Origin of the sequence: Listeria goaensis, from assembly GCF_900186125.1 — a bacterium.
GTDB classification, from domain to species: domain Bacteria; phylum Bacillota; class Bacilli; order Lactobacillales; family Listeriaceae; genus Listeria; species Listeria goaensis.
In genome coordinates this window covers 121862-147598 of sequence record NZ_FYBQ01000005.1, presented here as the reverse complement: position 1 = coordinate 147598, position 25737 = coordinate 121862, and the positions used below count along the sequence as shown (strand labels likewise).

Genomic DNA, 25737 nt, shown 5'->3' with positions numbered 1-25737 from the left:
TAAAATGGCAACTCAATTTTTTTAAGAAAATATCGCTAGAATAGGCATAAGATTAAGTAAAACAAGCCCTAACAAAACAGAGATGACAATTTTTATAACAAGTGGCTTTTCACTTTCTGCTTTTTTCATGTGGAAATCCTCCTTTGATGATTACTTTTTCCAATGAACAAATTCATTTTTTAGCGGCATATAAGTGGCCGTCTTTTTCTTGTAAACTTGAAGCGCTACAATAGCTCCTAAAGTTGCAGGAAAAACGATTGCCATCACAATCAGCAATGTTTGCTTCATGAAAATCGCCCCCTAGGTAGTGAATTATTATAGTATTAGTGTACCACATGCTTTGCCTAAGTAGCTATTTTTATAAATATTTTTCAACAATGGGTGTGATTTTTTCTTTATAGTTAAAAATATCTGTGACATTCACTAGCTCAAGTTCAGTTTTCTTTTCATCATTTAAAATAATAAACTTACGGGAGTTATTAATATAAAGTCTAAGAATCCATTTACGAATATTATCATCAATGAGAATGTTGAAATATGATTTGTTATCTCTGTAGTAAAGTCGTTCCAAATCGATTGAATCTTTTAATACTAGTTTCGTTGTAGCAAAAGCTTCAATTTCTTCTTCGGTTGTTATAGTTTCTTTTTCGTTTGTTTCATGTAGACTAGTTTCTTCATCTTCTTTGCTTAAGTTTACAGAATTATTTAGGGCAGCATTTAACTTACTATTCACTTGTTCAGAAATAAATTGTCTAAATCCTTTTTTGATAACTGGTGTGAATTTATCAATTACAGCTTTTGACTTTTTCCCCTCATAAATTTCGGTCATAATAAATTTTACAAACTCTTCACTAGGGTCATTTAATTGTTTGGTTAGAAATTCTTTTATAGCTCCAAGATATTTAAGATCAGAAGCTGCTTTCGAGATATTGATTAGGTCAAATTGTTCTTTATGAAACTTGAAAATTTCAGCTTCTTGTCCATCTTTTAATTCGGTTAAGTGAAACGAGAAGAAAGGTTTACTATCCATTTTATTCGTTTCATCTAAATCAGTATAAAAACGATATTCGTTACCATTTGTCAATATTCCGATTTTAGCAGAGGTTGTCCCAAAATATCGAAACAGTTGAGAATCGTGGTTGTTCAATTTTTCATTGATTGATTTAGCTTCAATTAAAATAAGTGGTTTCCCATCTTCTAATATGGCGTAATCTACTTTTTCTCCCTTTTTTATACCTACATCAGCAATGTATTCTGGTGAAAACTCTAAGGGATTGAAAATATCATAACCTAGAGTTTGAAAGAAGGGCATAATTAATGATGTTTTTGTGGCTTCCTCTGTAGTAATATTTTCCTCTAATTGCTCTACACGTGCGCTTACAGAAAAAAGTGTCTTAGAAAACTGTTCAAAATCCAATATCCTTCATCTCCTATTATTATAATGTGATTATTTTGATAGTCAAAAGCATGTTTAGGATGTATTGCTTTTCCCGAGTAAATAATCTGTACTTACGTCATATAAATCAGAAAGTTTTACAATCATTTGGGCATCAGGTTCACGTGTCCCGTATTCCCAGTTAGCATAAGTACCTAAATTTTTCAAACCAAGCTTATGTATAACCAGCGTTTTTGTCCAACCTCTGTCTTCGCGTAAGCTTGTGAGTCGTTCACTTAAAATGGTCATACTGGTACCTCCCTCATAGTTAGAATTATACAATATATAAACAGAAAATATAGTTTGTTAAACGAAAAGTGTAACATCTTAAATTGTATTAAAATATTACATGACACTAAAAAAACCGGTTATGCTAGATTTAAGCATGACCGGTTTTTTTAGTTGCCTTTTTCTTAGGCGTATTTGATTTTCTTTTAATGAGTGAAATAAGGCTGATGATGAGGGAAATGACGTATTCGCCAAAGCTTGCTAAGAATAATGCAATTGCAATTTCGGTTTGTTTCATACCACCACCATAAAAGCTGATAAAAAATATGATGCCACTGGCTACTAAACCTACCGTCGCCAAAAAGTACTTAAACCAGCGCCATTTCACAATGAATTCAAATAAAAGCAGAGCCGCAACAAAGCCTGCAAAAATAATTAAAGTTAGTGGAATTAATGTCATGTTTCTTCTCCTTATCGTTAATTTCGAATATATTTTTCTAATTTTAACCATTCTATCATACCACAGGTTTAAAAATATGATAAGGGGAAAGAAAAATACTAGGAGGTTTTGTCGATGAAAGATATCGTTTTTTATGATGGAAATTGCGAATTTTGCAAGGAAGTCAAACGAATAATGATGAAATTAGACAAAAAAGGCCAGCTAAAATGGCAGCCGCTTCAAACATACAAAGGGAGCTATTTTTCAGCAAGTGAACTACACGAACAGTTGCATGTTATAAGCGAAAATGGGCGTATTTATCGCGGCTTTTATGCCGTACGCAAAATCCTCATGCGCTTACCTTATTGGAAATGGCTAGCTGTAGCCTTATATCTTCCGGGAATTCCTTTTTTTGGCAGAAAAATATATCGCTTAATTGCGCGAAAACGTGGTAGAATAATGTATTATATTAGAAAATATCTGCCGCATAAAAATGTGAAGTGTTTGAAGAGGGAAGCGTGAATAGTTTGGAAATGCCATTTAATTTAGCCTTTAAAATTATTGAAAACGTCTATAAAAGTGAATCGAACATTCATGAACTTGTCAACGATCGTTCAAAATCAGGTAGGATGAATTTGCCAAGTAAAACGGATTTTTTATGGACGATTTACCAACTAGAAGAAGCCGGATATGTTTTTCGCTACCACAGCAACCACGGCATCCGTTACAGCAGAACAGAAAAAGGCGATTTATTATATGAAAAGTACAAGGATGTGCCACCAAATGAATGGCCGGAATTTTTAACAGTAAATTAGGGTTGCAACGGTATGTTCCGTATGTTATTCTAAAAAAGAACGAAATCAACTCTTATCCAGAGCGGTAGAGGGACTGGCCCTTTGAAGCCCAGCAACCTACACTTTTTGTTGTAAGGTGCTAACCTGAGCAGGAGAAATCCTGACCGATGAGAGCGAAGGTACGAACTTTCAAGCCTTTTCTCTATGCCTGTCTATGTAGAGAATAGGGCTTTTTTTCTTGCCATACGCGGATGGAAGAGATTAAAAGGAGGAACTATCAAATGACTGAAAATCGTCATTTATTCACGTCAGAATCTGTTTCTGACGGGCACCCAGATAAAATTGCAGACCAAATTTCTGATGCAATTTTAGACGCTATTATCGCAAAAGATCCAGATGCGCGTGTCGCTTGTGAAACGACCGTGACAACTGGACTCGTTCTTGTAGCAGGTGAGATTACAACATCTGTTTATGTGGACATCCCGAAAATTGTTAGACAAACGATTAAGGAAATCGGCTATACGCGTGCTAAATATGGTTTTGATGCAGAAACATGTGCCGTTTTAACAGCAATTGATGAGCAGTCGCCTGACATTGCGCAGGGCGTTGATGAATCTTTGGAATCGCGAAACGGAGAAAAGGAAACAGATTTACTTGCGACTGGTGCCGGCGATCAAGGCTTGATGTTCGGTTTTGCGACGGATGAAACAGAGGATTTAATGCCGCTACCGATTCATTTAGCGCATGCGTTATCACGAAAAATTGCTGAGTTAAGGAAATCCAAAACGCTTGATTATTTGCGCCCTGATGCCAAAACACAGGTGACTGTAGAATATGATGAAAACAACCAGCCTGTGCGCATCGACACGATTGTCATTTCTACGCAACATCATCCTGAGATTTCAAATGACACGATACGTGAGGACATGCTTAAAAAAGTCATTCATGCGGTCATCGAGGAAAACTTGTTAGACGCGGAAACAAAATATTTCATTAACCCGACAGGTCGGTTTGTTATTGGCGGCCCGCAAGGCGATGCGGGGCTCACTGGGCGGAAAATTATCGTAGACACTTACGGCGGTTATGCAAGGCACGGCGGCGGCGCTTTCTCCGGTAAAGATCCGACCAAAGTTGACCGTTCCGGTGCCTATGCAGCCCGTTATGTGGCTAAAAATATTGTAGCAGCTGGACTGGCGAAAAAGGTAGAAGTACAGTTAGCCTACGCAATTGGCGTCGCACACCCAGTTTCGATTTCTATTGAGACCTACGGAACAAGTGACTATTCTGAAAAAGATTTAATTGCAGCTGTACGTGCCAATTTTGATTTGCGTCCCGCGGGGATTATTAAAATGCTTGACTTGCAACGCCCAATTTACCGGCAGACAGCAGCATTTGGACATTTTGGACGTTCTGATTTAAACTTGCCGTGGGAGGAAACAAATAAAGTAACCGACTTAAAGGCTTTCTTAAATCAACTTGCAAGTAAACTATAATTTCGAAACGCTGCTTCTTTTAGCGGCGTTTTTTTATTATTGAAACTGTGCAAATCGTCGTGCTTTATGATATGATAGACGTTGTGTAATTGAGAAATCAAATGAAATTTAAAATAGAGGAGAATGTCAGAATGTGTGGATTTGTAGGATGCGTTCATGACCGCATTGCTGAAATTACTGGTGAAGAAAAACAAACGTTTATAGAAATGAATGATATGATTACCCATCGTGGACCTGATGATGAAGGATACTATACCGATGAGCACGTTCAGTTCGGGTTTAGACGTTTAAGTATTATTGATGTGGAAAACGGTCACCAACCGTTAACGTACGAAAACGAACGTTATTGGATTATCTTTAACGGAGAAGTTTATAATTATGTGGAACTTCGTGCATCACTTAAAGCAGACGGCTTATCGTTTGAAACCGAAAGTGATACAGAAGTTATCATCGCTACATATGCGAAATATAAAGAGAAGACTGCCGAAAAACTGCGCGGAATGTTTGGCTTTGTCATTTGGGATAAAGTGGAAAATACCGTTTACGGCGCGCGTGATCCATTCGGAATTAAGCCATTCTTTTATGCAGAAGAAAACGGCAAACTTTATATGGGTTCGGAGAAAAAATCGATTTTACACGCACTGAAAAATAAAAAATTAGATGAAGTTTCCTTACAAAATTATATGACGTATCAATTTGTGCCAGAACCTGACACACTTACGACGGAAGTCAAACGTCTACTACCAGGACATTATTTTACTAAAAAAATAGGGGAAGAAATGCAGTTTACGCAGTATTTCAAACCTGAATTTGCAGCCGTTTCTAAGTCCGAGGACACGTTTATTAAAGAAATCCGCGATGTCATGTACGACTCTGTCAAAATGCACATGCGCTCTGATGTGCCCGTCGGTTCATTTCTTTCTGGTGGAATTGACTCCTCGATTATTGCGGCGATTGCGAAAGAATACCACCCAGCGATTAAAACATTCTCGGTCGGATTTGAACGAGATGGCTTTAGCGAAATCGATGTTGCAAAGGAAACCGCAGATAAACTGGGCGTAGAAAACATTAGCTATGTGATTACACCGCAAGAATACATGGACGAACTGCCGAAAATTGTTTGGCATATGGATGACCCACTTGCCGATCCAGCGGCGATTCCGCTTTACTTCTTATCACGTGAAGCGCGCAAACAAGTAACCGTAGCACTTTCAGGCGAAGGCGCAGACGAATTGTTCGGCGGTTATAACATTTACAACGAACCGAATTCACTTTCCATGTTCAACAAAATGCCCGGCGTTTTCAAATCGATGCTTGGCGGCGTTGCTAAAGTGATGCCAGAAGGAATGCGCGGTAAAAGCTTCCTAGAACGCGGCACAACGCCAATGGAAGAACGTTATATCGGCAATGCGAAGATGTTTACCGAAGCTGAAAAACGCATTTTACTGCCCGGCTACATCGAAGGCCACGATTATACGAACATCACTAAACCGTTCTATGATGAAACGAAACACTACGGACCAGTCGAGCGGATGCAATACATCGACATGCACACATGGCTTCGCGGCGATATTTTGCTAAAAGCTGACCGCATGACGATGGCGAATTCACTTGAAGTGCGCGTTCCTTTCTTGGATAAAGAAGTGTTTAACGTTGCGAAACAAATTCCCGCATCGCTTAAGACGACAAACGGAACGACGAAATATATTTTACGTAAAGCGGCAGAGACTTTTGTTCCCGCACACGTTTTAAATCGTCGTAAACTAGGATTCCCGGTTCCAATTCGCCACTGGCTAAAAGAGGAAATGAATGAGTGGGTTAAAACGATTATTCATGAATCGGGAACGGGGCATTTAATTAACAAAGAGTACGTGTTACAACTACTTGATGATCATTGCGCAGGGAAACATGATTACAGCCGTAAAATTTGGACGGTCGTCATCTTCATGATTTGGTATTCCATTTATATTGAAGAAAAGTATGATTTTAATAAATAAATGAAAAAGAGAGTGGAAATTAATTTTTCCGCTCTCTTTTTTCAATCGCAACAACAAATGGTGGATTGTTTTGTTGATTGATGAAACCGTATCTGAGAACGTGGAAGTCCTTTTGTGGCAAAGATTCAGCGTAATTTAGAACGGCTTTTTTTTCGGTTTTTCCAGCGTCATGACCGCGGTAGATGACTAAAATGACAATGCCACCGGGAAGAAGTTTCGCTAGCGCTTGCTCGATGCTTGAGATTGTTGTTTCGCTTAGCGTTGTAATGGACTTGTTGCCACCTGGTAGGTAGCCAAGATTATAGATAGCAGCTTTAATTGGTACGGGGACGCAATTTTCGATTTCCGCATGGCTTTTTTGAAATAGTTTTACTTGCGCGGAACAATTTGCTTCGGTGAGTCTAGTAGCAGTATTTTGGACGGCTTCGTTTTGAATATCAAACGCGTACACGCACCCATTTGTGCCGACTAATTCAGCAAGGAAAAGTGTGTCGTGCCCGTTGCCGCAAGTCGCGTCAATCACTGCGTCACCGGGGAAAATAATCTTTTTCAGTAAACCGTGACTGAAGGGAAGAATCCCGTCTAAATTCATGCTTTTACCCCCGAAAAATGTTTTCCTTGATAGCTGTTTCGAAAGACGAGCTCTTGATCAATGGCGTTTAACACCTCAAACTTGTTCAGACTCCACATGGGGCCAATCAAATCGCTAACGCCGCCGTCACCCGTGATGCGGTGAATAACCATCTCTTTTGGCAAAAGCTCAAGTTGGTCACAAACGAGCTTTACATAGTCTTCTTGCGACAAAAATTTCAAGTCGCCACGCTTATAATCCAGAACCATCGGCGTGCCTTTTAGAAGGTGGAGGAGGTGGATTTTAATACCTTCAACGCCGCTTTCCGCTACTTTTTGTGCAGTTTCAAGCATCATTTCTGGTGTTTCTTTTGGAAGCCCATTAATGATGTGCGTACAAACGCGAATGCCTTTTGCGTGTAGTTTGGCGACACCTTCCAAATAAGTCTCATAATCATGAGCGCGATTGATGAGTTTCCCCGTTTCATCGTGCGCCGACTGAAGACCAAGCTCAACCCATAAATAGGTGCGTTCATTTAATTCCGCCAAATATTCCACCACATCGTCTGGCAAACAGTCTGGGCGCGTCGCAATCGAAAGCCCAACAACACCTTCCTCGTTCATAACCGTTTCATACTTTTCGCGTAAAACGGAGACGGGCGCATGGGTATTTGTAAAGGCTTGGAAGAAAGCAATATATTTGCCGTCTTTCCATTTATGATGCATTTTACTCCGCACCTCATCGAATTGTGTTTTCAAGTCAAAATTGCGGTCGCCAGCAAAATCGCCAGAACCAGCAGCGCTACAAAATGTGCAACCACCGCGCGCGACTGTGCCATCACGATTCGGGCAATCGAAGCCGCCGTCGAGTGCTACTTTAAAAATTTTCATGCCAAATTGTTCGCGGAGACAATAATTCCACGTATGGTACCGCTTGTTGTCGCGACTATAAGGAAAGGGATTTACTTGTGTCACAATACTTCTACTCCTTTTTGTTCAATGTGTTTAGTTTACCACAAATAGTTGACGCATAAAATAAAGTTTGCTATATTTAGTTATACTTTCTCTTGGTAACGTGATAATAGGTTAAATTGAAAAAGGAGTTACAAATATGTCGCAAAAAAAGAAAATGGGCTTTTTTATTTTAACAGCCCTCGTCATCGGAAATATGATTGGTTCAGGCATCTTTATGCTTCCACGCCAAATGGCAGAAGTCGCAAGTCCGCTCGCAATTTTGCTGGCGTGGTCGATTACGGGACTTGGCGTTTTAATGATCGCCCTTGTCTTCGGAAATTTAGCGGTCAGAAGACCAGACTTAACAAGCGGGGCGCAGAGCCATGCCTACGCCTTATTTAAAAATCAAAACGCGAAACAAATGGCCGGCTTCATCGCCGTTTGGAGTTATTGGGTAGCAAACTGGGCAGGGAACGTGTCGATTATCACTTCATTTGCCGGCTACTTATCCGTGTTTTTTCCAATATTAAACAGCACTGATACTTTGGTTCAAATCGGAGGCTTCAAGCTAGCAGAAGGTCAGCTCGTGACATTTTTCGTATGTTCCGTCTTACTTTGGGGCGTAGCATTCATCATTTCACGCGGCGTAAGTGCAGCTGGAAAAATCAATTTAATCGCCACCATCGCCAAAGTCATTGGCTTCTTTTTATTCATCATCGTTGCCGTCTTCGCCTTCCAGTCCGCCAAAATGGGCGCATTTTATCACCCCGTTTATGATGCAAATGGCCTTGAAAACGGACTTCTATCGCAAGTTAACAAAGCCGCAATTGTGACGCTCTGGGCGTTTATCGGCATTGAATCCGCGATGATGTTTGCAGGTCGTGCCAAATCAGGCCGTACTATTCAAGCAGCGACGATTTCAGGTTTGGTGATTTCCGTCTTGCTGTATATCTCCATCTCGGTTTTAACTCTCGGACTCATTCCAAAAGAGCAGTTACTCGGGAGCGCGAGCCCGCTTGCAGATGCGCTCAATTCGGTCATTGGCAGTGGTGGTTCCGCCGTCATGGCTGTTCTAGCGCTCATTTGCCTGTTCGGCTCCACAATTGGCTGGATTATGCTTAGTTCCGAAGCCCCGCATCAGGCTGCAAAAAATGGACTTTTCCTTCCTTATTTGAAAAAGGTAAATCAAAACGGCACACCAGTGCGCGCGCTCGTTTTAACGTGTTTAGCATCACAATTATTCATTTTATCAACGCTATCAGGTAGCATCGCCGTCGCGTACGATTTCGTCGTAAAAGTTTCCACGCTGGCCTTTCTCGTGCAGTATTTCATTTCACCAATTTTCCAATTGAAACTCGTGCTAACCGGTTCAGGCTACGAGCATTCGGCGCGCACAAAACGTGTCACAGATGGTGTAATCGCGCTACTCGCTCTAATTTATAGCGCATGGATCATTAAAAGCGGCACGGAAAATCTAATCGTATTCGGCCTCAGTCTGGGCTTGTTCCTACTCGGCTTCATACTTTATCCTTTAATGAAAAAAGGGCAAACTAGATAAATCTTTTGAGAATATAAGAAATAGGCTATTTTGTATAAAAATATACACAATTTGCTTAATTTTGGTTTCTGTAGTAAAGTAGGACTAATTGCTTATGTTGTAAAATAGATAAAAGCTGCTACCTGTGCAACATCTTATTTTATTTCAAGGAATAAAGGGAGATAACCTCATGTGGTAGCAGCTTCTATTTACAATTACTAGCCTTACAAAAAAACAAACATAGGAGAACATAATGTTAAAGAAAATAGCTTTTTTAATGTTTCTACTTGCAGTTTTGATCATCTCTGGATGTTCTAAAAACCAAAATGATGAAGTAAACAACAGTAATGAGGTCAATAAAAATATTAAACTCGTATACGACGGAGCGAAGCTAATTAAATTTGATATGTCTGAAAAGTCAGCTATAGAACCATGGGATTTGCGTAGTAATCAGTTTCAATATACGTTCTTTAAATCAGCTAAATATATCACTTCAGGAAATTCAATATCAAATAATTTTGAAATCCTAAAAAAAGCTGGTGATTCTTACAGTAGTATATATCATTTAAAGAGTGATAAAGAAGCTCTTTTTCCTTTAGCAAGTATCGGGGATGAGCACTTATTTATTGTTGTTAAATATTTGGATGATACAAATGAGCTTGTTGATTTACTGGAAATTGATCGGTCCGGGAAAATTAAAAAAATGAATTTAGAATTAAGTGATAAGGCTAAAAAAGTTTTTTCGGGAATTTCGACCGATAACGGGGATATTTATACACTACTTCATGAAAATAAAATGGCAAATCTATACAAAACAAATAAAATGTTATCTGAATTTAATTTAATTGCAACTGATGTAGATGAGAATTCCCTTAGCACAAATAAAGAAGAAATTGTTTATACGAAAAAGAATTATTTGTATAGTGGTACAAAACAAATAAAAAAATTAGCCGAAGGAACAACCACAGCAAAGATTATTTCAGATAGATATCTCTTGCAAGTAATGGCAGATGGAGAATTTATAGTAGAAGACTTATCTACAAACAACATTTTATTGAGCTACAATGACTATTTAGGCTATCAAGAAAATAATGATAAAATAAGTTTTTTTACATCAGATAATGTATATGAATTAGGCGAAAGACAGAACAAATGACAAAATTAGTGGAAGTTTCGTGAATCAAAGCGTATCATTTTCCTAACTTTTTAAATTCGAATAAAAAAGAAATGTCTATCTTGAAACTAATGGAATATAAGAATAATATTATTTCGCATATCTACTTAGATATTATTAGTCGAAATTATGGAATTGGCTTGATTGTGAGCTCTGTCATATTTATTATGCTGTCACTATTACCACTTTTTGTAGTGCCAAGCTTCGTTGTAATAAGTATTATTGCAGTTGATATTTTTATATATGGATTGATAATTATGATTGTGTATTGGGGTAAAATTAAGAGATTAGCTAATACAGACTTACTTGTTTTGATGAAGAAGGATAGAGAATTTGATTGAAAAGGAGCCTTGCCAAAAGCGTGAAAATCAGCTACAATGAAGCTAACTTCAAAATGAGATGCGATAAAAGGAGTAGTAGTCCAAGTTTCTTTTGCTTAGAGAGTCAGCGGTTGGTGTGAGCTGAACAAGAGGACGGGTGAACTTGCCTTTACAAAAATTCGCACGTTATCCGCGTTAAGGATGATAAAGTTGAGTGAATGTCACTAATTTGGGTGGTACCGCGGAAGCAATAGTCTTTCGTCCCATAGCAAGTATGCTATTGGGGCGGAAGGCTTTTTATTTTGTGCATCTCAAAAAATAGGTAGAGAGAGGGAGAAAAAATGAGTTTTAATCACAAGGTAGTTGAACCAAAATGGCAAAAATATTGGGACGAAAAGAAAACATTCCGTACGACGGAAGATGCGAATAAGAAAAACTTTTATGCGCTTGATATGTTCCCATACCCGTCTGGAGCAGGTCTGCATGTTGGGCACCCAGAAGGTTACACGGCGACGGATATTTTGTCGCGCATGAAACGGGCGCAAGGCTACAACGTGCTTCATCCGATGGGCTGGGATGCGTTTGGTTTGCCCGCCGAACAGTATGCGATTGATACGGGGAATGACCCGGCTGAATTTACAGCGCACAATATTGAAAACTTTACGCGTCAAATTAAATCGCTAGGTTTTTCTTATGACTGGGAACGCGAAATTAATACAACAGACCCAGAATACTATAAATGGACGCAGTGGATTTTTGAAAAATTGTTTGAAAAAGGCTTGGCATATGAAGCGGAAGTGGCAGTAAACTGGTGCCCGGCGCTTGGAACGGTGCTAGCGAATGAAGAAGTCATTGACGGAAAAAGTGAACGCGGCGGACATCCAGTCTTTCGTAAACCAATGCGTCAGTGGATGCTTAAAATTACCGCTTATGCTGATCGCTTGCTAGACGACTTGGAGCTTGTCGACTGGCCGGAAAACATTAAGGACATGCAGCGCAACTGGATTGGGAAATCGGTTGGTGCGGAAGTTAATTTCGCGATTGATGGCACGGACCAATCATTTGCTGTCTTTACAACACGTCCAGATACACTTTTTGGATCGACTTATGCGGTGCTTGCTCCTGAGCATGATTTGGTAGACGTCATTACGACACCCGAACAGAAAGAGGCTGTCATTTCGTATCGCAAAAAGGTGGAACTAAAAAGTGAACTAGAACGTACGGATTTAGCCAAAGAAAAAACAGGTGTCTTTACAGGAGCGTATGCGATAAATCCAGTTAATGGCGCAAAAATGCCGATTTGGATTGCGGATTACGTGCTCATTCAATACGGCACGGGTGCTGTGATGGCGGTTCCGGGGCATGATGAGCGCGACCATGAATTTGCCAAGCAGTTTAATCTTGCAATTGTGGAAGTTGTGAAGGGTGGCGACGTTTCAAACGCGGCTTATAGCGGCGACGGTGAACATGTGAACTCCGATTTCTTGAACGGTTTGAATCAAGCAGATGCTATTTCGAAAATTTGTGACTGGCTAGAGGCAGATGGTTCGGGTACGAGAAAAACAACGTATCGTTTGCGCGACTGGCTCTTTAGCCGTCAGCGTTATTGGGGCGAACCAATTCCAGTTATCCACTGGGAAGACGGCGAATCGACACTTGTACCTGAAAATGAATTGCCCCTTCTTTTGCCAAAAGCAACAGAAATTAAGCCATCTGGTACAGGCGAATCACCACTTGCCAATCTGACGGATTGGGTAAATGTGGTCGATGAAAATGGTCGGAAAGGGCGTCGTGAAACGAATACAATGCCGCAATGGGCTGGCTCCAGCTGGTATTTCTTGCGTTATATCGATCCGAAAAATGCGGACAAAATCGCGGACCCTGAAAAACTAAAAGCGTGGCTTCCCGTTGATGTATATATCGGCGGCGCAGAGCATGCCGTTCTTCACTTGCTATACGCGCGCTTCTGGCACAAATTCCTGTATGACATTGGGGTTGTTCCTACGAAAGAGCCATTCCAAAAACTTTTTAACCAAGGAATGATTTTGGGCGAAAACAACGAGAAAATGTCGAAATCTCGCGGCAATGTTGTAAATCCTGATGAAGTCGTTGAAAAATACGGGGCGGACACGCTGCGCTTGTATGAAATGTTCATGGGACCGCTTGAAGCTTCTATTGCTTGGAGTGAAAACGGGCTTGAAGGTGCGCGGAAGTTCCTCGACCGGGCATACCGACTTTTTGTTTCTGACGCAGGCAATTTGCAAGCAAAAGTGACAAAAGCGAACGATGGCAAGCTTGAACGTGCGTACCATCAAATGGTGAAAAGTGTGACGAATGATTACGAAAACCTGCGCTTTAACACCGGTATTTCGGCGCTAATGATTTTTGTGAACGAAGCATATAAAGCAGAAACGGTGCCAACAGAATATGCAGAAGGCTTCGTAAAACTCCTTGCCCCAATTGCACCGCACGTAGGGGAAGAACTTTGGTCCATTCTTGGGCATAACGAATCTATCGCATACGCGGTGTGGCCAACGTTTGATGAGTCAAAACTAATTGAAGACGAAGTGGAAATTGTGCTTCAAGTGAACGGCAAAGTGAAAGCAAAAGCAATTGTTGCAAAAGCAATGCCAAAAGAAGAATTAGAGGAATTTGCTAAACAACATGAACGCATCCAAGCGGAACTAGAGGGCAAAACTATTCGTAAAGTGATTGCTGTTCCTGGAAAGTTGGTCAATATTGTAGCAAATTAATGCTGAGGAGGGGAGTTTTCCCCTTCTTTTTTTGTGTAAACAAGTATTTTTTTACGAACAGTTGGAATCGGCTATTTACTTTCCTATACGAGTTCGCTACTATTATGAATAAACATAAAAAATAAATCAGCAAAAGAAGGTGGACACATGCATAATGGAATCGGTATTTATTTTGGCACATTTGCCCCCTGTCATATTGGGCATTATGAGCTAGTCATTCGTGCAAAACGCGAATGTGAGGAGGGTGTTGTTGTCGTTGTGTCAGGCTACGACGGAGATCGTGGTGGCAGTAGCGGCATGGGTTTAACCGATAGATTTAGAGCCATGAGAGAGCTATTTAAAGATGACGAAATGGTACAAGTTATTAAACTAGATGAAAAGGATATTCCGGCGTATATTTCCGCTGATGTGAATGGTTGGGAAGAGTGGTGGGCGCTCTTGCAAACAATACTGGCAAAAGAGCTACTCACAAATAGCCCGCGAAACTATTATGTAGGGGAACCAGAATATCAGCAAGAACTCCAAAAGCGGGTAGCTAGAGAAGATGTGATAACGTTTCTGGAACGCAAGGAAACAGGGCTTTCCGGCACTTTATGTCGCGAAAATCCGGTCAAATATTGGGACTACATCATGAAACCTTTTCGAAAATTTTATGTTAAAAAGGTGCTAATTTACGGGACTGCCTCAACAGGGAAAACGACCTTAACGCGTGATTTGGCTCGGCATTATGCAACGTCTTTCTCATTAGAGTACGCGCGCGAATATGAAGAAACTTACAATGTTCGCGATGACGAATTAAGTTTTAGAGATCTTCTAAACATTGGAATTGGGCAATTTGAAAATAATAAAAAACATATACATAGCCCAGCGAACAGTGGCGTGTTTATTGCGGATACCGACACGATGACCACGCTAAACTACATTCAATATTATTGCACAGAAGAAGAAGTGGAGAATGCGCGCGTTGTGTTTAAACATTATATTGAGAAACAGGAGTGGGACTTAATTATTACGTTGCCACCTGCAACGAGATATGTAGATGATGGTTTCCGCGACATGAGTTACAGCGATGATGCCACACGCGAAAGAATGCATCAAAACTTTTTAAACACGCTAACCGAATATAACCTTTCTGACAAAGTAGCGGTTTTAGAAGGTAGTTTTTATGAACAGTATCAAGCGGCAATCAAGCTAATTGACAACTTGATTGAGCCAGAAGGAGAATTTGCATGATTGAAGCTTTAAAAAAGGAGTTGTTTTACGGCTGGACAACTTTTGAAAAAATATGGATTACGATTTTTCTTGCCGTACAAATTGTGGTATACATCTTATACCCAGATTCCGTTATCGGCTTAATCGCTGGGATAAGCGGGATACTTTGCGTTGTTTTTGTTGGAAAAGGAAAAATAAGCAATTATTTCTTCGGACTCATTAATGTTCTCGCTTACGCCTGGGTTTCCTACACGTTCAAATTATACGGCGAAGTGCAGCTGCAACTCATTTTATATCTTCCAGTCCAAATTGTCGGATTCATCATGTGGAAAAGACACTACTCGGCTAAACATGCAATTAATAAGGCAAAAGTAAAAGAAGTTGAGGCGAAATCTTTAACCCTAGTCCAGTGGCTAATCTGTATCGTCTTAGTGGCTGTTTTAACCATCCTGTACAGTATTTACTTGCGAAGCATCGGAAGCGCCCTGCCCGGTTGGGACGGAGCGACCACGATAATTTCTGTAGTGGCGCAAATCCTAATGATTTTGCGTTTTCGTGAACAATGGCTTTTATGGATTGTGGTAAATATTTTAACGATTACATTATGGGTGCTGATGCTGTCGCATTCAGGTGAAACAAACATGTCCGTGCTCGTCATGTATATCATGTATTTGTTCAACTCGGTTTATAGCTGGTATAACTGGACGAAAATGGTACGGAGTAATAAGGAATGATATTGACTAATAGCATCAATTTGTGGTATAGTAATAAACGGTGTTAAATCACACACGCAACGTGACAAATGAGAAGGTGCTTGATTTTTCAAGTCTTTCATTTGGTTGACCGATTGCGGAGGGCGACTTGTCGCAAAAATAAAACCATAGGAGGGAATAACATGCCTGTTATTTCAATGAAACAATTATTAGAAGCTGGTGTACACTTTGGACACCAAACACGCCGTTGGAACCCGAAAATGAAGAAATATATCTTCACGGAACGTAACGGAATTTACATTATCGATTTACAAAAAACGGTTAAAAAAGTTGACGAAGCTTTCAACTTCATGCGTGAAGTTGCTGCTGACGGAGGTACTATCCTTTTCGTTGGTACTAAAAAACAAGCGCAAGATTCTGTTAAAGAAGAAGCGGAACGTTCTGGTCAATACTTTGTAAACCATCGTTGGTTAGGTGGAACACTTACAAACTTTGAAACGATTCAAAAGCGTATTAAACACCTTAAAAAAATCGAAAAAATGGAAGAAGATGGCACTTTCGAAGTTTTACCTAAGAAAGAAGTTGTCCTTCTGAAAAAAGAAAAAGAAAAATTAGAGCGCTTCTTAGGCGGTATTAAAGATATGAAAGGTCTTCCTGATGCAATGTTCATCGTTGACCCTCGTAAAGAGCGTATCGCAGTAGCAGAAGCTCGTAAATTAAATATTCCTATCATCGGTATTGTAGATACTAACTGTGATCCTGATGAAATTGATTATGTAATCCCTGCAAACGATGACGCGATTCGTGCGGTTAAACTATTAACTGCTAAAATGGCTGATGCTATCATCGAAGTCAACCAAGGCGAAGAAAACGTTGAAGCTCCTGTAGAAGAAGTACAATCTACTGAAGAAGTGAAAGCGGAAGAGTCTACTGAAGCTTAATTTTTGATGAAACATTTCTGAGGTGATAAGAGATTTAACTTATCACCTTTTTTAAAAGTTAACTATTGGAGGGAAAATAAAATGGCAAACATTACTGCTCAAATGGTAAAAGAATTACGTGAAAAAACTGGCGCAGGTATGATGGACTGTAAAAAAGCGTTAGTAGAAACTGATGGCGATATGGATAAAGCAATCGACTATCTTCGTGAAAAAGGAATCGCGAAAGCGGCTAAAAAAGGTGACCGTATTGCTTCTGAAGGTATGACTCACGTTGTAAGTAACGAGAAACATGCTGTTGTTTTAGAAGTAAACGCTGAAACTGACTTTGTTGCTAAAAACGATAACTTCATCGCATTAGTAGATAAATTAGCGAATCATTTGTTAGCTGTTAAACCAGATAACTTAGATGACGCTTTAAAAACTGAAATCGAAAGCGGCGTAACAGTTCAAGATTACATCACTGAACAAATTACAAAAATCGGTGAAAAAATTTCACTTCGTCGTTTTGAAATCAAGGAAAAAGCTGATAACCATGCGTTCGGCGAATACATTCACATGGGTGGACGTATCGGCGTTTTAACTTTACTTGAAGGTACTGACAAGGAAGAAGTAGCAAAAGATGTTGCGATGCACATTGCCGCTATTAATCCGAAGTACATTTCTCGTGACGATGTAGACGCTGCTGAAATCGCACACGAAAAAGAAATTTTAACACAACAAGCTTTAAACGAAGGTAAACCTGAAAAAATCGTTGAAAAAATGGTGGAAGGTCGCTTAACAAAATGGTTGAGTGAAATCTCCCTTTTAGACCAACCTTTCGTTAAAAATCCTGACATCACAGTTGGCGAATATGTGAAACAAAACGGTGCAACTGTTGCATCATTCGTACGCTTTGAAGTCGGCGAAGGCTTAGAGAAAAAAGAAGATAACTTTGTTGAAGAAGTTATGAATCAAGTGAAGAAAGACTAATTGTAAATATAAGTTTAAACCCCTGTTATTCATTTAGAATAACAGGGGTTTTTATGTTATTAATTATTTAGTGCTAAAATAAAAATTCTCGTACTTTATAAGCGGCGCCGCATCATCTTTATTAATCGTTCCTTGAATATATCCTTCTGCTGTTCCTTCATTATATAATGTAGCTGATAATTCATTGGGAATAACAACACTTTCTCCGTCATAAAGCGTTCCTGTTGATGAAAGATATTCAAATTCCATATCATTAATCATAAATTTATTTTCTGGTGAAGCGATGCCATATGCCTTAACTTTGACTTTATTTAAAATGTATTCTTTTCCATCAGGGGCAGGCTCATTAAATTGATTTTCAGCTTGAATTATTTGTGCGGCCTCATTTCCTCGTATTGTTTCAGTAATCGTAATATCCATATTTGCTTTAAAGTTATCATAAGTATCCACATCCATCATTGAACCGCTAAGTGATAATGTCGAATTTAAAGGAGTAGGGTTAGCTCTAGATCCTTCTTCTGACTCAGTGTCAGTGTATTCTTCAGTTGATTCGTCTTCTAAGGAAGTGTCTGCCGAATCATCGCTTGAGTTAGTGGAAGTAGAGTTAGTAGAGGCAGCTTCATTTACCGCCTTTGCTCCCTCATTGACTATGCCCACGACAAACACGATTGAAAATACTATCCCACATGCAATAGATGAAATAGTAGTTATAACACCTGCTTTTCTAGTTTTCTTGTTGATGATTAGAATAATGCCCACAACTAGACCGATAAAACCTAAAACAAGCATTAAAATTGAAACTCCTACCATAAATATGTTCTCTCCTTTTTGTGTTTTTATATTAGCGCTTATGCGTTAACATCAATTGATGAGTTATATTTTGAACTTTTGTGTTGAAAATAACTTGGATTACTAATGATTTTCCACATCTCATAAAGTTGTTGGACTCGTTCTTCCTCTGATTCAGGAAGTTCTCTCCAAAATGCAGCTAATTCAGGATTATTTTCAAAAGCTATGTATTCAGGGGAGTTGAGGTATCCGTCTTCATTGTCTGTGTTACCTACCAAGTAATCAATGGATACATCATATGACTTGGCAATCTTGTTGAGTGTTGCTAAATCAGGTTCTCGGTTCCCTTGCTCATACATAGCATAAGTTGTGCGACCAACATCTATTTTTCTCGCAACGTCTTTTTGTAGTAAGTTATTTTTTTCTCTTAAGTTTTTTAATCGATTTTTTAACATCTAATCGACCTCGATTCATTCGTGATAATAGCTATTATACTACACAAATAATCTACTCAAGATTAATTTCGCGAAAAGTGTACTACCCTTCTAACTTGGTACACATTTTGTGACTTTTGCGATTGAGAAATAAAGAATAGCAGACAGGATTTATCAAATGATTTGAAAGCAGCAGCGTGTTTTTGTGCTATAATGGAACAATAAAAACAGCTTAGATTAGAGGACTGGAGAAAGAGGACAATTGGGGATTTATTTTGAAGAGTTGGGGACATATCTTACCTTTTTTTGTATTTATATGGTATCAATTATAATTTTAAAGCTATGTTGGAAAAAAAGCTGGGGATTTCTATTATGTTACTCTATTTTTTATCTTTACATAACCGAAGTGATTCGGATTACACAATTTCCGCTTTACTTTATTGACAGGGCAGAACAGAATCTATCTATTTGGCAAGGCGTGTCTTTAGTACCTTTCGTAAGTATCGATCCAAAAGGCTATTTATTAAATACACTTTTAACGATACCGTTTGGATTTGGATTACCATTTTTATTACGAATGTCTTGGAAAAGAATGATGATAGTAGGATTTACTTTTACACTTTTAATAGAAGTAACACAGTTTTTAATAGGGTATCGGATTGCTGATATAGATGATATTATCTTTAATTTTTTAGGAAGTATGATAGGTTATGCTTTATTCAAGGGGTTAAAATTTGTGCTACTTAAATTGTTTCGCGGGGATACTGAGAAAATGCCAGCAATTTTTGATTAAAGAAGGCAGGTCGCTTTAAAGTGACCTGCCTAGTTTTTTACCTTGGTAATGTTTCTTTTTGATAATTAAGTTGCCAGTGAACACCGTATTTGTCCGTTAGATTCGCGTAAATCGCGCCCCAAAAAGTTTCTTGGAGTTCCATGTGGATATCTTTGGCTTCACTTTTTAGTTTGTCATACGCTCTTTTTAAAGAAGCTTCGTCTTGGAACATGAAGGCGATGGTTACAGTATCACCTTCAGCAAGTGGCATGCCCTCGGGTGCGTCAGAAAAAAGTAAGAAATCCACACCGTCCTTTGCCAGCCAGCCGTGAATTAATCGTTTGGCGGATAAATCGGTGCCAGAGAAATCTTCCATATCGCCATAACGCTGAACGCCGCTGTTATCAGCTTCAAAAACATCTTTATAGTATTCTAAGACGTCATTTGCCGTGCCATCGAAAATTAAATAGGGTACAGTCCAAACCATCATCATTCCTCCTTTTATTTGCTCTTAGTATAGCACGTTTTTTGAAAATTAGGAGAATAAAAACGCTCCAAATTACACAAAAAGGCAAAGCGCAAACATTTTTTCTATTTTTATATAAAAAAGCTTTTGTAATGACGGGTTTTCTAGTAAAATAGATGATGGTGGATAAAGAAACAACTTATCTCGAAATAGAATGAATAGCGGAGGTTTTTATGGATACCCCAGAATATAAACGTGTAGTACTAAAACTAAGTGGTGAAGCATTAGCTGGAACAGACGGATTTGGGATTAAGCCAAACGTTGTTAATGCGATTTCTAAACAAGTAAAAGAAGTAGTAGAGATAGGTGTCGAAGTGGCCATCGTTGTTGGTGGTGGAAATATTTGGCGCGGGAAACTTGGGAGTGAGATGGGCATGGACCGTGCGGCAGCTGATTATATGGGCATGCTTGCGACTGTCATGAATTCTCTTTCCTTACAAGATTCTTTAGAAAACGTTGGTGTGGCAACACGCGTACAAACTTCGATTGATATGCGTCAAATTGCTGAACCATACATTCGTCGTAAAGCGATTCGTCACCTTGAAAAAGGGCGCGTTGTCATTTTCGCTGGCGGAACTGGAAACCCGTACTTCTCTACAGATACAACAGCGGCTCTTCGTGCAGCTGAAATTGAAGCGGATGTCATTTTAATGGCGAAAAACAATGTCGATGGCGTGTATAGCGCGGATCCAAAAGTCGATGAAACAGCGAAAAAATATGACGAACTTTCTTACTTAGACGTTATTAAAGAAGGCCTGCAAGTGATGGACTCCACAGCCTCATCGTTAAGTATGGATAACGATATTCCGTTAATCGTATTCTCGTTTGCGGAAGATGAAAATAATATTAAGCGAGTTATTCTCGGTGAAAAAATCGGGACAACTGTTAGGGGGAAAAACTAAATGAGTAAAGAAGTCTTGCAAAATTCAAAAGAAAAAATGGAAAAAGCAGAACAAGCTTTAGTACGTACACTTGGACAAATCCGCGCTGGTCGCGCGAATGCTTCAATTTTGGATCGTGTTCAAGTTGAATATTACGGGGCGCCGACTCCACTTAATCAAATGGCTAGTATCTCCGTTCCAGAAGCGCGCATGCTTTTGATTACACCTTTCGATAAAAATATCATTGGTGACATCGAAAAAGCACTTTTAAAATCCGACTTAGGTTTAACGCCAAACAATGACGGATCCGTGTTGCGTTTGACGATTCCGCAATTGACGGAAGAACGCCGCCGTGAGCTCGCAAAAGAAGTGAAAAAAGAAGCAGAAGAAGCAAAAGTAGCTGTAAGAAATGTTCGCCGCGATGCAAATGATGAGCTTAAAAAAATTGAAAAAGCTGGCGATATTACAGAAGATGACTTGCGTGGTTACACAGAAGATGTACAAAAACTAACGGATGCAAGCATTAAAAATATCGATGAAATTGCGAAAAACAAAGAAGCTGAAATCTTAGAAGTGTAATGTTGAGAGTGGAAAGCGTTCCTTTTCTTCTAATTTGAGAAGGGGAGGAATGCTTTTTCTTATTATTTATTCTCATGAAAATCTCATGTTCCACATGAAAATTTTAGTACATAAATGGCGAGATTTTTGATATTATAAGTATAGATATGCGCATAAAAATGGCATCTCTATTGGAGGATTTAAAATGTTTAAGAAGCTATTTGGACAAAACGAAAATTTTATAGATAGCGAGCTTTCAACAGAAATTCCTCTTCCAAAGCATGTAGCAATCATTATGGATGGCAACGGAAGATGGGCAAAGAGACGTTTTTTACCACGTATAGCTGGTCATAAGGAAGGTATGAATGTCGTTAAGAAAATCACGAAATATGCGAGCAGTCTTGGCATTGACGTGTTGACATTATATGCGTTTTCAACTGAAAATTGGAAAAGACCAACAGATGAAGTGGATTTTTTAATGAAGTTACCAGTGGAGTTTTTTGATACGTTTGTACCTGAACTGGTAGAAGAAAATGTCCGCGTAAATATTATGGGCTACCGGGAAAACTTACCAGCTCATACGCTTAAATCAGTTGAAGGAGCTATCGAAGCGACGAAACACTGTACAGGGCTTGTGCTTAATTTTGCGCTCAATTACGGGGGAAGAGCGGAAATTATATCGGCGACAAAGGCAGCCATTGCAGAGCTAGTAGCAGCAGGTGAAAATCCGGCTGATATTACAGAGGCGGATATTGATAATCATTTGATGAGCCGGGGACTAGGCGATCCGGATTTATTGATACGAACAAGTGGCGAACTTCGACTTAGTAATTTTATGCTTTGGCAACTTGCTTATAGCGAATTTTATTTTACGGAAGTTCATTGGCCTGATTTTAAAGAAGAAGATTTCCTTCAAGCGATGATTGATTATCAAAATCGGTCACGCCGGTACGGAGGTCTGTAGGGAGGACAAGATAAGTGAAGACAAGAATAATTACGGCAATTGTGGCGCTCATAGTTTTTATTCCGTTTGTAATCATCGGGGGGATTCCTTTTGAGCTAATGAGTTTGTTGTTAGCGACAATTGCTGTATATGAAATTTTAGTCATGGTAAAACAACCTGTTTTTTCTGTGAGCGGGATTATCACGATTTTACTGACATGGATTGTGACTGTTCCAGACCGTTATTTAACTTTTTTTGAAGAAATAGGTCTTTCAAAAATGGAACTTCTTTTCATTGGAATTGCAATTTTATTAGCTTATACGGTATTTTCGCGGAATAAGTTCCATTTTGATCAAGCGGGAGTGGCGCTACTTTCAGCGATTTACGTTGGATTTGGCTTTCACTATTTATCTTTGACGCGTGACGCGGGTTTATACTATGTCATTTTCGCATTACTCATCGTTTGGTCGACTGATACAGGTGCGTATTTCATCGGGCGGCAATTTGGGAAACATAAACTAGCGCCGCATGTTAGTCCGAATAAAACGGTTGAAGGCTTTATAGGCGGTATTATTTGCGCATTAGTCATTGCAGGCGGCTTTTATTATTTCGCCGATTTACCACTTTCCATGGTCGTTATTTTAGTAGGGCTTGTTGTTCTATCCATTTTTGGACAGCTAGGCGATCTTGTTGAATCTGCCTTAAAACGTTATTACGGCGTGAAAGATTCCGGCAAAATTTTACCAGGACATGGCGGGATTTTAGACCGTTTTGATAGCCTGCTCTTTGTATTGCCACTTCTACATATACTTCAAATTATTTAAATGGAGATGTGACTATGAAAAAAATTATTTTACTAGGTGCAACGGGATCAATTGGAACACAAACACTTGAAATTGTTCGCGAGCACCCCGAAAAATTTAAAATTGTTTCGCTTTCATTTGGAAGAAATGTGGAACTGGGACGGAAAATCATTACGGAATTTCAGCCTCAAAAAGTTTCCGTACAAAATAAACGTGACCTTGAAACGCTACGAGCAGAATTTCCAAGCATTCAGTTTTCGTACGGCATTGCTGGTTTAAGAGAAATTGCGACTTTCCCAGAAGGCGATGTTGTTGTCAATGCAGTAATTGGTAGCGTTGGGCTTCTCCCCACACTAGATGCGATTGAAGCGGGGAAAGAAATCGCAATTGCGAATAAAGAAACACTTGTAACGGCTGGGCATCTTGTCATGGCGGCCGCAGCGAAGCATAACGTGAACTTATTACCTGTTGATAGCGAACATTCAGCTATTTTTCAGGCATTAAATGGCGAAAACCAGAAAGACGTTGCTAAAATTGTGTTAACAGCTAGCGGCGGTAGTTTTCGCGACAAGACACGTGAAGAGCTAAAAAACGTGACAGTCAAAGAAGCGCTCAATCATCCGAACTGGAACATGGGAAATAAACTCACAATTGATTCGGCAACGATGTTCAACAAAGGACTTGAAGTCATTGAAGCGCATTGGTTGTATGACATGGACTACGATGATATTGAAGTCGTCATTCATCGTGAAAGTGTTGTGCACTCGATGGTAGAATTTGTTGATGGCAGTTTAATTGCCCAACTCGGAACACCTGATATGCGCATTCCCATTCAGTACGCTTTAACGTATCCAGAGCGCGCATCGATTTCGTTCAGTGAACCGTTTGACATTACAAAATACGGGGCGCTTCATTTTGAAAAAGTCGATTTTGACCGCTTCATGGCATTGAAATTAGCATTTCAAGCTGGTAAAATAGGTGGGACGATGCCAACGGTTTTAAATGCAGCGAACGAAATTGCTGTGGCAGGGTTTTTAAATGGGCAAGTCGCCTTCCAAGGAATTGAAGCAGTTGTTGAGAACGCGATGCATAACCATAATGCGATTCAAGATCCGTCACTCGACACAATCCTGCAAGTAGATCAAGAAACACGTGCATACGTGAAAACACTTTTATAGGATAGAGGTGAAACGAATTTGACAACCATCATTGCATTTATATTTGTTTTTGGGTTAATTGTCTTTTTTCATGAATTAGGACACTTTTTATTAGCCAAACGTTCAGGAATAATGGTAAAAGATTTTTCCATTGGTTTTGGCCCCAAAATATTTGCTTATAAAAAGAAAGAAACACAATACACGATTCGTTTACTTCCCATTGGCGGTTACGTACGCATGGCCGGGGAGGACGGCGAAGAGATTTCGCTCAAACCGGGTTTTCGCATTGGTTTAGAGCTTTCTGAGGATGAAAAGGTCGAAAAAATTATCGTAAATGGGAAAGACCAGTATGTCAACGCCCAACCGCTTGAAGTCTCAAATGCAGATCTCGAAAAAGATTTATTCATCGAAGGCTTTGAAGATTTTGACGAAACGAAAAAAGTCCGTTATGAAGTCGCAAAAGATGCGATTATTATTGACGGAAAAATTGAAACGCAAATTGTCCCGTATGACCGCTCTTTCGGCTCGAAATCGCTCGGAAAGCGTGCAGCGACAATTTTTGCCGGCCCATTATTTAACTTCATTTTAGCGATTCTCATTTTTACGGTGCTTGCTTTTGTACAAGGCGGCGTTGTCACAAATGAAAGCGAACTTGGAAAAGTAATGCCGGATAGCCCCGCACAAACAGCTGGCTTAAAACAAGGCGATGAAGTCAAATCAATTAACGGTAAACAAACGGATTCCTGGGCTGATATTGTGACCATCGTGTCGGAAAACCCGGGCAAGGATTTAGACTTTAAAATAGACCGCGACGGAAAAACAGAAGATATTCATGTGACGCCTGACTCGGTGAAAGAACAAGGCAAGGAAGTCGGGAAGATTGGCGTCGGATCACCGACAGACGATTCATTTGGCGCTAAAATCAGTTACGGGTTTACGCAAACATGGTACTGGATTTCACAAATCTTTGCAGTGCTCGGCAACATGATTACGGGTGGCTTCTCGCTTGACATGTTGAACGGACCAGTCGGGATTTATACGAGCACGGAACAAGTTGTTAGTTACGGCTTCTTAACGTTATTAAACTGGACGGCAGTTCTTAGTATTAACTTGGGGATTGTTAACTTATTGCCGCTTCCAGCACTAGATGGCGGAAGACTTTTATTCTTTGCGTATGAGCTTATTCGCAGAAAACCAGTGGATCCGAAAAAAGAAGGAATGATTCACTTTATCGGATTCGCGCTACTCATGGTTCTGATGATACTTGTCACTTGGAATGACATCCAACGTGCCTTTTTCTAAGACGATGTTACAAAGGGATTGATTTTAAAAATTAGGGAGTGTT

The 25737-nt window shown here is 39.5% G+C and carries 27 protein-coding genes and 1 riboswitch; of the genes, 18 read left to right on the top strand and 9 right to left on the bottom strand.

All coding sequences use genetic code 11. The annotated features are described in order from the left end of the window. Nucleotides 1-150: 150 nt before the first annotated feature. From CFT42_RS14840 to CFT42_RS08055, 4 genes are all read right to left on the bottom strand, one after another. Entirely contained in the window at nucleotides 151-288 is a 138-nt protein-coding gene (locus CFT42_RS14840; protein ID WP_162859614.1) for a hypothetical protein, read from the bottom strand. 70 nt (nucleotides 289-358) lie between these two features. Next, on the bottom strand, nucleotides 359-1417 hold the full coding sequence (locus tag CFT42_RS08065; protein ID WP_088809875.1) for a type I restriction endonuclease: 1059 nt from the start codon (nucleotides 1415-1417) through the stop codon (nucleotides 359-361). A 54-nt stretch (nucleotides 1418-1471) separates the two neighbouring features. Then, nucleotides 1472-1684: a helix-turn-helix domain-containing protein gene (locus CFT42_RS08060; protein ID WP_088809876.1), complete on the bottom strand. Its 213-nt coding sequence runs from the start codon at nucleotides 1682-1684 to the stop codon at nucleotides 1472-1474. A 130-nt stretch (nucleotides 1685-1814) separates the two neighbouring features. Then, a complete protein-coding gene (locus CFT42_RS08055; protein WP_088809877.1) occupies nucleotides 1815-2123 on the bottom strand; it encodes a hypothetical protein in 309 nt (102 codons plus the stop codon). Nucleotides 2124-2237: 114 nt separating this feature from the next. Between CFT42_RS08055 and CFT42_RS08050 the strand changes: the two genes are divergently transcribed. From CFT42_RS08050 to asnB, 4 genes are all read left to right on the top strand, one after another. Further along, complete coding sequence (locus tag CFT42_RS08050) at nucleotides 2238-2624, top strand: thiol-disulfide oxidoreductase DCC family protein (RefSeq protein ID WP_088809878.1); 387 nt, start codon at nucleotides 2238-2240, stop codon at nucleotides 2622-2624. Then, the gene (locus CFT42_RS08045) at nucleotides 2621-2917 is read left to right on the top strand and encodes a DUF3116 family protein (RefSeq protein WP_244169947.1); all 297 of its coding nucleotides are present in this window, start codon (nucleotides 2621-2623) and stop codon (nucleotides 2915-2917) included. Before CFT42_RS08050 ends, CFT42_RS08045 begins: the two co-directional genes overlap by 4 nt. A 49-nt stretch (nucleotides 2918-2966) precedes the next feature. Beyond that, nucleotides 2967-3070, top strand: a riboswitch (SAM riboswitch). 107 nt (nucleotides 3071-3177) lie between these two features. Beyond that, on the top strand, nucleotides 3178-4389 hold the full coding sequence (gene metK, locus CFT42_RS08040) for a methionine adenosyltransferase (RefSeq protein ID WP_088809879.1): 1212 nt from the start codon (nucleotides 3178-3180) through the stop codon (nucleotides 4387-4389). A 131-nt stretch (nucleotides 4390-4520) separates the two neighbouring features. Further along, the gene (gene asnB, locus CFT42_RS08035; RefSeq protein ID WP_088815886.1) at nucleotides 4521-6386 is read left to right on the top strand and encodes an asparagine synthase (glutamine-hydrolyzing); all 1866 of its coding nucleotides are present in this window, start codon (nucleotides 4521-4523) and stop codon (nucleotides 6384-6386) included. A gap of 19 nt (nucleotides 6387-6405) precedes the next feature. Here asnB and mnmM read toward each other — a convergent pair whose 3' ends face one another. Beyond that, entirely contained in the window at nucleotides 6406-6978 is a 573-nt protein-coding gene (gene mnmM / locus CFT42_RS08030) for a tRNA 5-(aminomethyl)-2-thiouridylate-methyltransferase MnmM (protein WP_088809881.1), read from the bottom strand. Further along, nucleotides 6975-7931, bottom strand: a complete 957-nt coding sequence (gene mnmL, locus CFT42_RS08025; RefSeq protein ID WP_088809882.1) for a tRNA modification radical SAM protein MnmL/YtqA — start codon at nucleotides 7929-7931, stop codon at nucleotides 6975-6977. Before mnmL ends, mnmM begins: the two co-directional genes overlap by 4 nt. A gap of 136 nt (nucleotides 7932-8067) precedes the next feature. On the opposite strand from mnmL, the gene CFT42_RS08020 reads away from it, so the two are divergent. The 7 genes from CFT42_RS08020 to tsf all read left to right on the top strand — a co-directional run bounded on the left by CFT42_RS08020 (nucleotide 8068) and on the right by tsf (nucleotide 17529). Further along, complete coding sequence (locus tag CFT42_RS08020) at nucleotides 8068-9468, top strand: amino acid permease (protein ID WP_088815885.1); 1401 nt, start codon at nucleotides 8068-8070, stop codon at nucleotides 9466-9468. 232 nt (nucleotides 9469-9700) lie between these two features. Beyond that, complete coding sequence (locus tag CFT42_RS08015) at nucleotides 9701-10603, top strand: hypothetical protein (protein ID WP_088815884.1); 903 nt, start codon at nucleotides 9701-9703, stop codon at nucleotides 10601-10603. A gap of 679 nt (nucleotides 10604-11282) precedes the next feature. Beyond that, on the top strand, nucleotides 11283-13694 hold the full coding sequence (gene leuS / locus CFT42_RS08005) for a leucine--tRNA ligase (RefSeq protein WP_088815882.1): 2412 nt from the start codon (nucleotides 11283-11285) through the stop codon (nucleotides 13692-13694). A gap of 147 nt (nucleotides 13695-13841) precedes the next feature. Further along, entirely contained in the window at nucleotides 13842-14927 is a 1086-nt protein-coding gene (locus CFT42_RS08000; protein WP_088815880.1) for an AAA family ATPase, read from the top strand. Further along, nucleotides 14924-15640: a nicotinamide riboside transporter PnuC gene (gene pnuC, locus CFT42_RS07995; RefSeq protein ID WP_088809887.1), complete on the top strand. Its 717-nt coding sequence runs from the start codon at nucleotides 14924-14926 to the stop codon at nucleotides 15638-15640. Before CFT42_RS08000 ends, pnuC begins: the two co-directional genes overlap by 4 nt. A gap of 161 nt (nucleotides 15641-15801) precedes the next feature. Next, on the top strand, nucleotides 15802-16560 hold the full coding sequence (rpsB, locus tag CFT42_RS07990) for a 30S ribosomal protein S2 (RefSeq protein ID WP_088809888.1): 759 nt from the start codon (nucleotides 15802-15804) through the stop codon (nucleotides 16558-16560). Between the two features lie 81 nt (nucleotides 16561-16641). Next, nucleotides 16642-17529, top strand: coding sequence for a translation elongation factor Ts (gene tsf, locus CFT42_RS07985; protein WP_088809889.1), 888 nt, complete (start codon nucleotides 16642-16644; stop codon nucleotides 17527-17529). A gap of 63 nt (nucleotides 17530-17592) precedes the next feature. Here the strand turns inward: tsf and CFT42_RS07980 are convergent, their stop codons facing one another. Together CFT42_RS07980 and CFT42_RS07975 are read right to left on the bottom strand one after the other, a co-directional pair. Further along, nucleotides 17593-18339 (bottom strand): hypothetical protein, encoded by a 747-nt coding sequence (locus CFT42_RS07980; protein ID WP_088815879.1) that lies wholly within the window; start codon nucleotides 18337-18339, stop codon nucleotides 17593-17595. Between the two features lie 38 nt (nucleotides 18340-18377). Then, entirely contained in the window at nucleotides 18378-18773 is a 396-nt protein-coding gene (locus tag CFT42_RS07975; protein ID WP_088809891.1) for a helix-turn-helix domain-containing protein, read from the bottom strand. Between the two features lie 241 nt (nucleotides 18774-19014). Between CFT42_RS07975 and CFT42_RS07970 the strand changes: the two genes are divergently transcribed. Continuing rightward, on the top strand, nucleotides 19015-19545 hold the full coding sequence (locus CFT42_RS07970) for a VanZ family protein (protein ID WP_088809892.1): 531 nt from the start codon (nucleotides 19015-19017) through the stop codon (nucleotides 19543-19545). A gap of 37 nt (nucleotides 19546-19582) precedes the next feature. Here CFT42_RS07970 and CFT42_RS07965 read toward each other — a convergent pair whose 3' ends face one another. Next, nucleotides 19583-20017, bottom strand: a complete 435-nt coding sequence (locus tag CFT42_RS07965; RefSeq protein WP_244169946.1) for a VOC family protein — start codon at nucleotides 20015-20017, stop codon at nucleotides 19583-19585. 206 nt (nucleotides 20018-20223) lie between these two features. On the opposite strand from CFT42_RS07965, the gene pyrH reads away from it, so the two are divergent. The 6 genes from pyrH to rseP all read left to right on the top strand — a co-directional run bounded on the left by pyrH (nucleotide 20224) and on the right by rseP (nucleotide 25694). After that, nucleotides 20224-20952, top strand: a complete 729-nt coding sequence (gene pyrH / locus CFT42_RS07960) for a UMP kinase (RefSeq protein ID WP_088815878.1) — start codon at nucleotides 20224-20226, stop codon at nucleotides 20950-20952. Continuing rightward, nucleotides 20953-21510 carry a ribosome recycling factor gene (gene frr / locus CFT42_RS07955; protein WP_088809895.1) on the top strand — a complete coding sequence of 186 codons (558 nt, stop codon included), beginning with the start codon at nucleotides 20953-20955 and terminating at the stop codon, nucleotides 21508-21510. 184 nt (nucleotides 21511-21694) lie between these two features. Beyond that, a complete protein-coding gene (locus CFT42_RS07950; protein WP_088809896.1) occupies nucleotides 21695-22453 on the top strand; it encodes an isoprenyl transferase in 759 nt (252 codons plus the stop codon). Between the two features lie 14 nt (nucleotides 22454-22467). Next, nucleotides 22468-23256, top strand: coding sequence for a phosphatidate cytidylyltransferase (locus tag CFT42_RS07945; protein ID WP_088809897.1), 789 nt, complete (start codon nucleotides 22468-22470; stop codon nucleotides 23254-23256). A gap of 14 nt (nucleotides 23257-23270) precedes the next feature. After that, nucleotides 23271-24413, top strand: coding sequence for a 1-deoxy-D-xylulose-5-phosphate reductoisomerase (dxr, locus tag CFT42_RS07940; RefSeq protein WP_088809898.1), 1143 nt, complete (start codon nucleotides 23271-23273; stop codon nucleotides 24411-24413). Between the two features lie 18 nt (nucleotides 24414-24431). Continuing rightward, complete coding sequence (rseP, locus tag CFT42_RS07935; RefSeq protein ID WP_088809899.1) at nucleotides 24432-25694, top strand: RIP metalloprotease RseP; 1263 nt, start codon at nucleotides 24432-24434, stop codon at nucleotides 25692-25694. The last annotated feature ends 43 nt before the right edge of the window (nucleotides 25695-25737 follow it).